The sequence below is a fragment of the Mucilaginibacter gotjawali genome (assembly GCF_002355435.1).
In the GTDB taxonomy this organism is placed as follows: Bacteria; Bacteroidota; Bacteroidia; order Sphingobacteriales; family Sphingobacteriaceae; genus Mucilaginibacter; species Mucilaginibacter gotjawali.
The window spans coordinates 474,384-486,701 of sequence record NZ_AP017313.1 but is presented as its reverse complement, the minus strand read 5'-3'; the positions used below and the strand labels follow the sequence as shown (position 1 = coordinate 486,701).

General features: G+C 45.0%; 10 protein-coding genes. 2 read left to right on the top strand and 8 right to left on the bottom strand.

Translation table 11 applies throughout. The features are described from left to right. Position 1: 1 nt before the first annotated feature. The 6 genes from MgSA37_RS02195 to amaB all read right to left on the bottom strand — a co-directional run bounded on the left by MgSA37_RS02195 (position 2) and on the right by amaB (position 7,646). Positions 2 to 1,525, bottom strand: coding sequence for a Gfo/Idh/MocA family protein (locus MgSA37_RS02195; protein ID WP_096349639.1), 1,524 nt, complete (start codon positions 1,523 to 1,525; stop codon positions 2 to 4). Between the two features lie 11 nt (positions 1,526 to 1,536). Beyond that, complete coding sequence (locus MgSA37_RS02190; protein WP_197706068.1) at positions 1,537 to 2,286, bottom strand: 3-keto-disaccharide hydrolase; 750 nt, start codon at positions 2,284 to 2,286, stop codon at positions 1,537 to 1,539. Positions 2,287 to 2,443: 157 nt separating this feature from the next. Next, positions 2,444 to 2,974 carry a hypothetical protein gene (locus MgSA37_RS02185; protein ID WP_096349637.1) on the bottom strand — a complete coding sequence of 177 codons (531 nt, stop codon included), beginning with the start codon at positions 2,972 to 2,974 and terminating at the stop codon, positions 2,444 to 2,446. A gap of 194 nt (positions 2,975 to 3,168) precedes the next feature. Beyond that, positions 3,169 to 4,152 (bottom strand): pyruvate dehydrogenase complex E1 component subunit beta, encoded by a 984-nt coding sequence (locus tag MgSA37_RS02180; RefSeq protein WP_096349636.1) that lies wholly within the window; start codon positions 4,150 to 4,152, stop codon positions 3,169 to 3,171. A gap of 233 nt (positions 4,153 to 4,385) precedes the next feature. Next, on the bottom strand, positions 4,386 to 5,999 hold the full coding sequence (locus tag MgSA37_RS02175; RefSeq protein ID WP_096349635.1) for a S8 family serine peptidase: 1,614 nt from the start codon (positions 5,997 to 5,999) through the stop codon (positions 4,386 to 4,388). Between the two features lie 105 nt (positions 6,000 to 6,104). Continuing rightward, a complete protein-coding gene (amaB, locus tag MgSA37_RS02170) occupies positions 6,105 to 7,646 on the bottom strand; it encodes an L-piperidine-6-carboxylate dehydrogenase (RefSeq protein WP_096349634.1) in 1,542 nt (513 codons plus the stop codon). Positions 7,647 to 7,880: 234 nt separating this feature from the next. Here amaB and MgSA37_RS02165 point away from each other — a divergent pair, with 234 nt between their 5' ends. Then, positions 7,881 to 9,284: a tetratricopeptide repeat protein gene (locus MgSA37_RS02165; RefSeq protein WP_096349633.1), complete on the top strand. Its 1,404-nt coding sequence runs from the start codon at positions 7,881 to 7,883 to the stop codon at positions 9,282 to 9,284. A gap of 174 nt (positions 9,285 to 9,458) precedes the next feature. Beyond that, positions 9,459 to 10,214, top strand: coding sequence for a phosphosulfolactate synthase (locus MgSA37_RS02160; protein WP_096349632.1), 756 nt, complete (start codon positions 9,459 to 9,461; stop codon positions 10,212 to 10,214). Positions 10,215 to 10,345: 131 nt separating this feature from the next. Here MgSA37_RS02160 and MgSA37_RS02155 read toward each other — a convergent pair whose 3' ends face one another. Then, positions 10,346 to 11,350: an MBL fold metallo-hydrolase gene (locus tag MgSA37_RS02155; RefSeq protein ID WP_096349631.1), complete on the bottom strand. Its 1,005-nt coding sequence runs from the start codon at positions 11,348 to 11,350 to the stop codon at positions 10,346 to 10,348. A 134-nt stretch (positions 11,351 to 11,484) separates the two neighbouring features. Beyond that, complete coding sequence (locus tag MgSA37_RS02150; protein WP_096349630.1) at positions 11,485 to 12,315, bottom strand: alpha/beta hydrolase family protein; 831 nt, start codon at positions 12,313 to 12,315, stop codon at positions 11,485 to 11,487. Positions 12,316 to 12,318: the final 3 nt, after the last annotated feature.

Genomic DNA, 12,318 nt, shown 5'->3' with positions numbered 1-12,318 from the left:
GTTATAACTTCAGGTCGCCCCAACCCTCGCGGTAGGTACGGCGAATAAACTGGTTGGCGGGTTCGTAATTGGTTACCCGCATATTGGCGCCATCCCATTTTAAACCTGTGTACCGCCCGCTGAATTTCAGGCCTTCCATTTGCCCGTATACAGGGTCGTTGCGTTTTATTTTTTCCTGGATATCAAAGCTGCGCAGTAAAAGGTTACCCAGCAACACAGTTTCGGTAAGCGGGCCGGCATAGCCTTCAAAAGGCGAATCCACTTCCATTTTACCATAACCTGCTATTGCAGCATCCACCCATTGCCACCAGTGGCCGTCCATGCCGCCTTCTATGCGCGGATATTTCTCAGGCACATGCACATCTTTGTTCAGCGAAAGCGGCAACAACCTGGGGTGGCTGCCACCCCATCCGCAGGATACTTTTCCTTTGGTACCAATGAACAGCGTACATCCCTCAAAATCATTTTCACTTGGGATATCACCTAACGCCTCGTTCATATTTACGTCCGGATCTAGTTCTGCAAGGCGCTCGGGCGTAATGCCGCCATCCATCCAGTACAGGTCAAGCAGTTTGCCATTTTTTAGGGTGAAATTGAATTTGATGGAGCTGGAAACCGGCCCGCTTTCAGGGAATACACCCTCTTTAAAAATGCCTGTATAAACCGTGCTGGCACTACCTGATATTTCTGTGGGGTAACCCAGTTCAAGCAGTTTAAACGGTGGGCCCATGATATGACAGCCCATATCGCCCAAAGCCCCTGTGCCAAATTGCCACCACCCGCGCCAGTTAAAGGGGACGAGGTTGTCGATGTAATCAACATAGTTTGCAGTGCCCAGCCACAGGTCCCATTTCAGTTCTTTAGGTACCGGTGGTTTTGATGCCGGCCATGAAATGCCCTGCGGCCAAACGGGCCTGTCGGTCCAGCAATAAACTTTTTCAATATCGCCAATCAGGCCGGCTTCAAACCATTCGCGCATGGTGCGCATGCCATCGCATGAGGCGCCCTGGTCGCCCATTTGGGTAACCACCTGGTATTTTTTTGCGGCTTCGGTTAATACGCGGGCCTCGTAAATATCATGTGTTAAAGGTTTTTGCAGATATAAATGTTTCTTCATCTGCATAGCGCTGTGGCCAACGATGGCGTGGTTATGATCAGGAATAGCCACAGTAACCGCATCGAAATTCTTATGCTCCTTATCAAACATTTCGCGCCAGTCGTGGTAAAATTTCGCTTTTGGAAACTCTTTCATCCGCTGCATGCCCGGGCGCTCGTCCACATCGCACAAAAAAGCAATTTCTGCATTCTTTTTTGGCGCGGTGGCATAATGGTGTATATCATTTTCGGCCTCGCCCCCGGTTCCTACCGCTGCAATGTACAATTTATCGCTTGGTGCTGTATAACCTTTTCCGCCTAAAACAAAGCGTGGCACTATATAAAAGCCTGCTGTTGCCAGCGCTGATTTTTTAATGAAATCGCCGCGGCTTATCGTGTTTTTTGGTGTTTCGTTTTTATTTTCTTCCATGTCAATTTAATTTATTGAAGGTGAAGCGGCCTTACCTCAACCGTTTTAAAAAATACAATGTCATCATCGCCATGGTTCTGCATCCCGATATAACCATAATTTGGCCTTAAACCACGGAATGGTTCGAAATCAAACTTCCGTTCGGGGGTAGGGTCGCCTTCTGTATAGTCGGTCACCAGTTCGCCGTTTACTTTGACGATGGTACGTGCGCCATCCAGCGTTATTTCCATCACGTTCCATTGCGGGCCGGGTTTACCGGGTTTGGCATGTGGTTTGGTTAGTGAATACAAAGTACCGGTAACATGGTAGTCATCTTCGCCGGAGGTTTCCGGATGGTTGTCGATCTGTACCTCATACCCATAAAACACAGGCATCCAGGCTTCGCGCGGTTCAATGGGTATGCGGATGAAAAAACCGGAGTTGCTGTTTTCTTTTTGCATTTTATAAACAATACGGATCACGCAATCGCCAAACTTTTCTTTCGTCCAGTAGCAAAGGCCCATTCCGCCATGGCTGCCGGTCAATCCGTTTTCAACGTACCTGGAGCCCGGACCAACCTGTTTCCACCCGTCCAGGTTTTTTCCGTTAAAAAGCTGCCGCCACCCACTGTCAGCTACTGCATTTTTAATTTTTCCGGGGACTGAAGCAACCGCCAGGTGTCCTGCAAATTTGAAAGCGCTTACACCTAAACATAAAACAACAAGCAAGCAGCCCGCAACAAGGCGAACGCCGTTGAGGATCATTTTTTTAGTCATCATCATTAGTTAATTTGGTTATAAAAAGAAATAAGTCCGCAAGGCATTCTATTGAAGCCGAACGGGTTTATAATGGTTCACTAAAATTATGGATATTTATTGAACTTCCCAATAAGATTTATTGGGGAGGGGAAATATTGCAGGGACACAATATTTTGTGTCCCTACGGGTGTTTATTATTGATCTTTCCTGCCTCTTCCAGTTCCGAATCCAGCTGGTCATCATATTTAAACCGGTATAGCTCCCACTCGTTCCCTGGTTTATAAAACATAAACGTAAAGCGGTATGGCTGATTTTCGAATTTGACAAGATAGCTGTAGAAAAATAAACTTGGCGACGCACTTTTTTGTGCGATCAATTCATGCCCCATGTATTTACCCGCTGATATCGGCAGTGAATCCAATTTGGCTTTTAAAACCGGGAGCTGAGGCAGGTTAGCTAATAATTTATTCGTACCAAAAAGGTAGTCGATGGCCGTATCTGCACCTTTGTCTTTATATTTTTTAAAAAAAGCATCTATAATGGCCGGTACTGATTTAGGAGCAATTATTGGTTTTGCCGCAGCAGGTGCAACAAGCGCTTTTGCAGCCTTTTTTGCAGGTGCCTGCGCCATAACACCCAGTGTACCCAGGCAGATAGCTGCTACCAAAAGTATTGACCGGCCGGACACCGGCTTTAAAGCTAATTTTTTCATAACAGGTAGTTTTTAAAAACGTAAAGTAATAAAAAAACCTGCTATTTGCATAGCAGGTCTATATTTTAAGTTGATTATGTTGGATTAAGTTAGATTAGGTTCGTGAGTTGAAACAACCAGTTTCTTTTGCCAGCCAACTCGTTATAATATTCATATAACTTAGTCTAACTCAATCAACCATTCACCCAATCAACTTATTTAGTAACATACATTACTTCTTTTACCGCCTTGATCACTCTTTCAGGGTTCGGAAGGTATTCCTGTATCAATGTTGGTGCGTATGGCAATGGAACGTCTCCGCCCATAATGCGCAATACCGGTGCATCCAGGTAATCAAAAGCATCTTTCTGTACCTTAAAGGCAACTTCGGTAGCTATCGAGCCTAAAGGCCAGCTTTCTTCAACAATAACCAAACGGTTTGTTTTTTTAACGGAAGTGATCACGGTATCATAATCGATAGGGCGCACAGTACGCAAATCAATCACTTCAGCATGGATGCCTTCTTTTTCAAGCTCGGCGGCTGCTGCGTTTACCACTTTCATTATTTTACCAAAACCAACCAGCGTTACGTCTGATCCTTCTTTAGTGACATTGGCTTTGCCCAGGGGGATATAATAAGTTTCTTCTGGGACAGGGCCTTTATCGCCATACATTAATTCCGATTCCATAAAAATTACGGGATCAGGGTCAATAATACATGATTTTAACAAGCCTTTAGCATCATAGGGATTTGAAGGTACCACTACCTTTAAGCCCGGGCAATTGGCGTACCAGTTCTCAAAGCACTGGCTGTGCTGCGAGCTTAGCATACCTGCATTACCTGTTGGGCCGCGGAAAACGATTGGAACCGAGAATTGGCCACCGCTCATCGACATGATCTTGGCAGCGCCATTGATGATCTGGTCGATAGCCACCAATGAAAAGTTAAAGGTCATGAACTCAATGATCGGCCTTAAACCATTCATTGCCGACCCTATACCGATCCCTGCAAATCCAGCTTCGGAGATGGGGGTATCAATTACCCTTTTTTCACCAAATTCATCAAGCATGCCCTGGCTTACTTTATAGGCGCCGTTATATTGGGCAACCTCTTCACCCATCAGGTATATGTTCTCATCCTTACGCATTTCTTCGGACATAGCTTCACGAAGCGCTTCTCTGAATTGTATTTCTCTCATTGTTATACTATAATGCTTTTTTGCGAACGCAAATATAAGCAATGATGTGTGATTTGCAATTTGTGATGATTTTAGCACAATAATTTTACGGTGTAAGGGAAAAACTCCTGGCAAAAATCACCAAACCACTTTTTTTATTCCCGGTCTGGATAAAAAAACAGTACCGGGGCGTATAAAAAAAAGCGAAGTTTTAAAAACCTCGCTTTTTTGATTTACAATTGAACTGCCAATTTTTATTCCTTTCGCTCACCCTTCATTTCTGAAGCTATTTTCAACGCTTTATAGGCATTTACGATACCGCCGGTTTTTGAAAGCGATGCAAAATCAACTTTTTGGGTTTTATCTCCCGGTTTAACCACCATGGTGCCGGTTAACGGTGTTGCTGATGCTAAAATGGCATGTTTCACCTGGCTTGCGGTCAGGTTGGGGTAATATTCTAAAATCAATGCGGCAATCCCGGTAACAATAGGCGACGAGAAGCTGGTACCGTCGGCCGTGTTAAATTCGGCATCCATATCAATCGAGGTTACTTTAACACCCGGAGAAAAAATATCCACGCTTTTTTTGCCATAGTTACTAAAATCGGCTGCAAGGTTTTCACCCAGCTTGGGGCCCGAGGCGCCTACGCTGATCACATTGTCAGTAGTCGTTCCATCCAGGTAGGTATCGTTTGGAAATTCGGGCTTCGCGTCCATATCCTGCCCGTCGTTGCCTGATGCCATTACCAGCAGTACATCATGTGCAGCAGCGTATTTAAACGCGGCATCCACCCAATCCTTATGCGGCGAGAGTTTTTTACCAAAACTCATGTTAATTACTTTTGCGCCATGGTCAACCGCAAAGCGGATGGCATTGGCGATATCTTTATCATATTCGTCCCCGTTAGGTACCGCTTTTATCGACATGATCCGAACATTGTCTGCAATGCCATCAATCCCGTAGCCATTACCACGTACCGCACCTATCAGGCCGGCAACGCCGGTACCGTGCGAGCAATCCGGTGTTTTCAAAATATTATTGCCATAAGGCTTGCCGTCGTTAACATCGGGGTCGTCACCTACAATTTTTGCACGGGCATCCAGGTCGGGGTTTACCGTGTTATTTTGTTTGGCATAATATTCAGTCAGGTCTTTCAGTACCTTGGCATTATCGGTGCTCTCCCCAATTTGTGTAAATACCGATTGCCAAACGGTTTTGCTTTGTACAAGGGTATCATTGGTTGTGGTGATCTTTTCAAGATCAGCTTTATTAAACGTTTGGTCCGACCGAAGTTTCAGCTCTTTTTTGATGTAATAATTCGTTGCCGAAAGCACATTCACTTCCATTGTAAGGTCCTTTATTTCGGCCTGGGCTTTGTTAAAGGTGGTATCGTAAGTAGCTTTTACACTTTGCCAATATGCAAATTCCTTTTCCTGCCCGGCAGGCGCGGTAGTTGTGCCGGCATATTTATCTTTCAATTTATAATACTGGCGTACTTCTTCGGTGGTTTCCGTGTAATCTACTTTTCCATCTTTTCCGCCTAAGAAATCCCAGCCATGCACATCGCCAACGTAAGGGTCAGTCTTCACTGGGTTTGTCCATAAAATGCTTTTAAGGTCATTTTGTGTTGTATCAATACCGCTGTCAATGGCGGTTACCACAACGGTTTTACTTTTTTTGCCTTTTAAAAACTGGTAGGCCTGGGTAAGGCTCACGCCATAAAAACCATCAGCTTTTAAATCCATCTGGTGCCATGTCTTTGGCGGATCAGGTTCTGTTTTTACAGCAGTTTGAGCAAAAGTGTTCAGGCTGAATAGCAGCGCCCCGCATAACATCGAGCCCAGGGCGTAGTTTTTTAGTTTATGCATGTATATTTTATAGGTTGATTAAGTGAGTGGTTGATTAAGTGAGTGGTTGTTATTTTGTTTTTCAACTTAATCAACCTAATCCAACTCAATCAACCAATCAACTAATTATAAATCAAATTTAATCCCTTGTGCCAAGGGTAACGTTTTTGAATAATTTATAGTATTTGTCTGGCGCCTCATGTACACCTTCCAGGCATCGGAGCCCGATTCGCGGCCACCACCGGTTTCCTTTTCACCGCCGAAGGCGCCGCCGATCTCGGCGCCGGATGTGCCGATGTTGACATTTGCTATCCCGCAATCAGACCCTGCGCAGGATAAAAATTGTTCTGCCTCGCGCAAATTATTTGTCATAATAGCTGAAGAGAGTCCCTGTGGCACACCGTTTTGCAGCGCTATGGCGTCATCCAGCGTTTTGTATTTGATCAGATACAATATCGGCGCAAATGTTTCATGCTGAACGATAGCATAATGATTTTCCACCTCGGCAATGCAAGGCTTTACGTAGCATCCTGAAGTATATTCCCCGCCTGATAGTTCGCCGCCCTCAACCACAAACTTTCCACCTTCAGCTTTACATTTTTCGATGGATTGAAGATAGGCGCGAACTGCATCCTTATCAATCAGCGGCCCCATGTGGTTGTTTTCATCCAGCGGGTTGCCGATTTTTATCTGCCCGTAGGCGCTCACCAGTTTCTGCTTAAAACTTTCGTAAACACTTTCGTGGATGATGAGCCTGCGGGTGCTGGTGCAACGCTGCCCGGCTGTGCCTACTGCGCCGAATACAGCGCCAATCAGCGACATATCCAGGTCTGCATTTTCGGTGATGATGATGGCATTATTGCCGCCAAGCTCCAGCAAGCTCCGGCCAAGCCTTGCCCCTACTGCTGCACCCACCGCCTTACCCATCCGGGTGGAACCGGTAGCCGAAACCAATGGCATACGGGTATCGTTAGCCATCAGTTCGCCTATTTCCCTGTCGCCGATCACCAGGCAGCTAACTCCTTCGTCAATATGATGTTTTTTAAATATTTCCTGCGCTATATGCTGGCAGGCTATGGCTGTTAAAGGTGTTTTTTCTGAGGGTTTCCAGATACAAACATCCCCGCAAACCCAGGCCAGCATAGCATTCCAGCTCCAAACTGCCACCGGGAAGTTAAATGCCGAAATAACGCCCACAATACCCAAAGGGTGGTATTGCTCATACATCCGGTGGCTTGGGCGTTCGGAGTGCATGGTTAAACCGTATAACTGGCGGCTCAGGCCCACCGCAAAATCTGCAATATCAATCATTTCCTGCACTTCGCCGTAGCCCTCCTGCAGGCTTTTGCCCATTTCGTAGCTTACCAGTTTACCCAGGTCCTGCTTTTTCTCGCGCAGCGCATTGCCAATTTCGCGTACTATTTCGCCGCGTTTAGGCGCCGGCACGGCACGCCACTTGATAAAGGCCTTTGCAGCCTGCTCAACTACCTGGTTATAATTATCCCCGGTGGCTATTTTAACAGAGGCTATTTTTTGGCCATCAACAGGGGATACAATTTCTTTTACAACGGCCGAGGGGCTGCTTCCCCAGGTGCTTCCCGTACTAAAAGCCTCGTTTATGTCGTTTATGTGTAAACGATTCAGAATTTCTGAAATATTAAAGTTCATATGTTTACTTTTGCCAAAGGTAAAAATCTTTAAGGCAATTTATATCAACTCATCATTTGCCGGCAAAATCATTCGCATTAATTATCAGGGCTTTGTAATTAATCGTGTTGACAATGTTTGAATGTTGATAACTAAATTGTATAATGGAGGTTTAATACTTGTAATTTAATCTCATGTTAAGTTCAATAGAGCGAGTTTAAAGGCTTAACTGTATATGTTCTGAAACAAAATTGAATGGAAGAAGAATTTGAATTTGGTTATACCGAAGATGCAAAGTTTTCGGTAGAACGGTACGAAGAAATGATTCGCAATCATGATCAGTACTTTTTTGATGCCCAGGCGTTTGAGAACATCATCGACTATTATATCGAAAAAAACGACCCGCCTAAAGCCCTGCAGGTAGCCGAGTATGCCCGAAACCAGCATCCTTTTGCCGCAGTTTTTTTAATTAAACAAGCCCAGCTTTTAGTAGTGACCAATAATGTGGCCGGGGCATTTGCCGCGCTTGAAAAAGCCGCTATGCTGGAAGCTTCGGATCCGGATATTTATATCATCCGCGGCAACCTGTACGAAAGTATGGAACGCTATGGCGAAGCCCTGGAAAATTATGAAAAAGCGCTTGAACTGGCTGAAGATACTGATGAAGTTTTGCTGCATATTGCTTATGTGTACCAAAACATGGGCGACTATGAAACTTCCATCACTTACCTCAAACTTTGCCTGAAACAAAACATGGAAAACCAGGATGCCCTTTACGAACTGGCTTTTTGTTACGACGTTTTGGACAACCAGCAGGAAAGCGTTACGTTTTATCAGCAATATATTGATAACGAACCATACAGCTATGCTGCCTGGTATAACCTTGGTAATGCTTTTACTAAATTAAGCTTATTTGAAAAGGCGATAGATGCATATGACTACGCCATTTTAATAAAGGATAATTTCGCATCAGCCTATTTTAATAAAGGCAATGCGCTGGTAAACCTGGAGAAATATGCTGACGCGATAGAAGTTTACCGCCAAACATTTGAGTACGAACAACCAAATGCCGATACCTATTGCGCTATCGGCGAATGCTACGAAAAGCTGGAGCAAATGGATGACGCGCGTGCTTTTTACAAAAAATCAGTGAAGATGGATCCAAAACTGGCTGATGCGTGGTTTGGGATTGGTGTAACGCTTGATTTTGAAGAGCGCTATTTTGAGGCGCTGCATTTTTACAAAAAAGCGCTTGACCTGGATATAGCCAATGCTGATTACTGGTTTGCCATTGCCGATGCGGAATACAAACTGGGCCATATGGAAGAGTCGGAGCAGGCTTACGAAAAAGTGGTTGAGCTTAACCCTATTGATGTGGATGCCTGGCTGGATTATTCGTCGATATTATACGAACAGCAGCGCCTGGTTGATGCGATAGAAGTGATTGCACAGGCTATAAAATGTAACCCGGACGCAGCGGAACTCTATTACCGGATGGTGGCTTATTTATTTGCCAAAGGCGACTATAACGAGGCCCTTACCCACCTGGAAATGGCCCTTTCAGCCGACCCGGAAAAACATTATATCCTGTTTGATTATTTGCCTCAGCTACAAAAAAACAAAGTGATTGTTGATATTATTAACAGGTATACGAAATAGTGATTAGAGATTAGGGATCAGAGATTAGAAGAAAATCAAATATCGACCTAACTAATCTCTGATCACTAATCTCTAACCTCTAAAAAAACCTGAAATTTTAGGAAAATTTCAGGTTTTTTTACACCTTTGCTGCCATTAAAACTTTTAGTTATAGTCTATAACTAATCCGAATTTATGAATTACCAGATGAATAACCTTCCGGAGCGCGCAGTGAAACCCCGAAACAGCGGCATAACTATGGTTATGGATAAAGGGCTTAGTTTACGGCAGGTTGAAGATTTTATAGATGTTGCGGGTACACATACCGATATTGTTAAACTGGGCTGGGCCACTTCGTTTGTAACGCCCAAATTACAGGAAAAACTGGATATCTACCGCAGCGCCGGTATCCCGGTTTATTTTGGCGGCACTTTATTTGAAGCATTTTTGATCCGGAACCAGTTTGACGACTATTGCCGCATCCTTGATAAATACAAAATGGAGTATGTGGAAGTATCAGATGGTTCTATTGAAATTGAACATGAAGTAAAATGCGAATACATCCAAAAGCTTAGCAAGCTGGTAACGGTGATCTCGGAAGTAGGCTCAAAGGACGTTCAAAAGATATTTGCACCATACAAATGGATTAAACTGATGAAAGCCGAAATTGAGGCCGGCTCGTGGAAGGTGATCGCCGAAGCGCGCGAAAGTGGCAATGTAGGAATTTACCGCGACTCGGGCGAAGTTCGCCAGGGCCTGGTGGATGAGATCTTAACACAGATCCCCGAAGAAACCATCATCTGGGAAGCGCCGCAAAAAGCGCAGCAGGTTTGGTTCATCAAGCTCATCGGCGCCAACGTAAATCTGGGTAATATTGCACCTGCCGAAGTTATCCCGCTGGAAACTTTACGTCTTGGTATCAGGAGCGATACCTTCGATCATTTTTTGTAAGGGCAAAATTGTAGAAATTTAATATCGAATAATGAATGTTGAATACTGAACTCCGAAGTTTTTTTACTTCATTATTCAACATTCGCTATTGGGTGTTCGATATTAAAATTCTTAAGATCATGACATTGTGGTTACGAGGCTGGGCTTAAATACTTCTTCCACCACCCCGAGATGTACGGCTTTACTTCAGTCGGCTTACCCGGCTCGGGCACAAATAATTCAATATGCTTTTCTTTAGCGTAGCCAACCAGCCGTTCTATTGGCTCATACCAGGCATGCGGGGCCAGGTTAAAGGTCCCCCAATGGATGGGCATCATGATCTTCCCCTTTAATGCAAGGTGTGCGTTTGAGGCGTTATCGGGCCCCATATGAATATCAGCCCAGTATTGGCCATATGCACCAATTTCAAGCATGGTCAAATCAAACGGCCCGAATAAATTGCCAATCTCTTCAAAACCCGGGAACCACCCCGAATCGGCCCCGAAAAATATATTGTGTTTACTGCCCTTTATCACAAAGGATGACCATAAAGTTTCATTCCGACCGATGATGCCCCTGCCACTGAAATGCCTTGCCGGCATCGCGGTGAGCACGCAATCCGCGCCTATCATTACGCTATCACCCCAATCCATCTCGGTAATAAAATTTTTCAACATGCCCCAACTTTCCAGGTGCCTGCCCACGCCAAGCGAGCAAAAGAAAGGGATGTTTTTACCGGCAAAAAACTTAATCGTTGCTTTATCAAGGTGATCGTAATGGTCGTGCGAAACGATCACTGCATCAAGCGCAGGCAGTTCCTCCAGCGCTAACGGTGGCTCAAAAAAACGCTTCGGCCCCATGAAGGACAAAAACGAAACTCTTTCGCTCCAAACGGGATCGGTGAGGATGCGTTTGCCGTCAATCTCGATCAACAAACTTGAGTGCCCTACCAGGGTAACCCGCAAACCGCTTGTGGGCGGTGTTTGGTAAACCGATAAGTCGGTTTTAAATGGGCCGATAGTTTGCTTTGGGTTGTTTTCGGCCTTATTGTTGTAGTATTCTTTCAGGATCGGGATCATTTTACTGAACCCGGCTTCATCGGTAGGTATTGGGTTAAGGAATTTCTTACCCTTTTTTCTAGCCCCGGTTAAACTCATATGTTGTTATCAAATCAATCAAATATACCCTTTGAGAGCGTAAATTAGAAAAGCATCGTACTAAATTGTTACATTAAGCCAGATGAACTAAACACGATAAACGGGATTTGTTTGCTTACGGATGTAATTTGAGTTTATTTTTGTAGAAAAATGACAGCCTGCCTGCAAAACTCTTCTAAAAGCGGCGGTAAGGCCGTTCCCAAATAAGGCTGAGAGGAGCCGAAAGTATGGTCGGCACCAGGTATAACAAGCAATTCTGCAGCAGGCTGCGCTGCTTTAAGTTCTTCGGCGCAGCTTAATGCAACAGTAGGGTCGGCATCGCCGTGAACGATCAGCCAGGGTTGTTTTACCTCTTTTGCCTTCGCGGGGATGTCAAGGCGGGCCGGGTTTTTATCCAGGTCTTCCAAAAGGGTTTTCTTTAAAGGCAGTTCCTGCCCTGTACGTTTATTCAGCACATAGGTAATCCCCTGCAGGCGCCACTGGGGTTCTGTTTCCGGCGCCCACAAATTCCGGAAGTCCGAAATAGAAGCCATCGTAACCAACTTTTTTATCCTTAAATCTTCGGCTGCTTTTACGATGCTTAGCCCGCCGCCCATGCTGTGCCCTATCAAATACACCCATGGCTCCGAAGGCATTGCCGATCCGCCGCAGGCGAAATCAATTACTGCATTAAGGTCATCAAGCTCCATGGTAAAAGTATTATCCGCAAATGCGATCAGGTCGGCAAAATCAGTGGGATGGGCAACGGTTGTGCCGTTATGCGAAAAGTTGAACTTTAAAAACCTGAAACCATTTTCGGCAAAATAATGCGCCACCAGGTTATGCGAGCCCCAATCCTTAAAACCTTTAAGGCCATGAGCGAAGATCACCATGGGAGCTTTTTTTAAAGTATCGTCGAAAGTTAGGTCCATCTGCATGCCGCGGCCCTTAGCGCCGGGGACGGTAAAATATTGTTTTTTGATCATGAT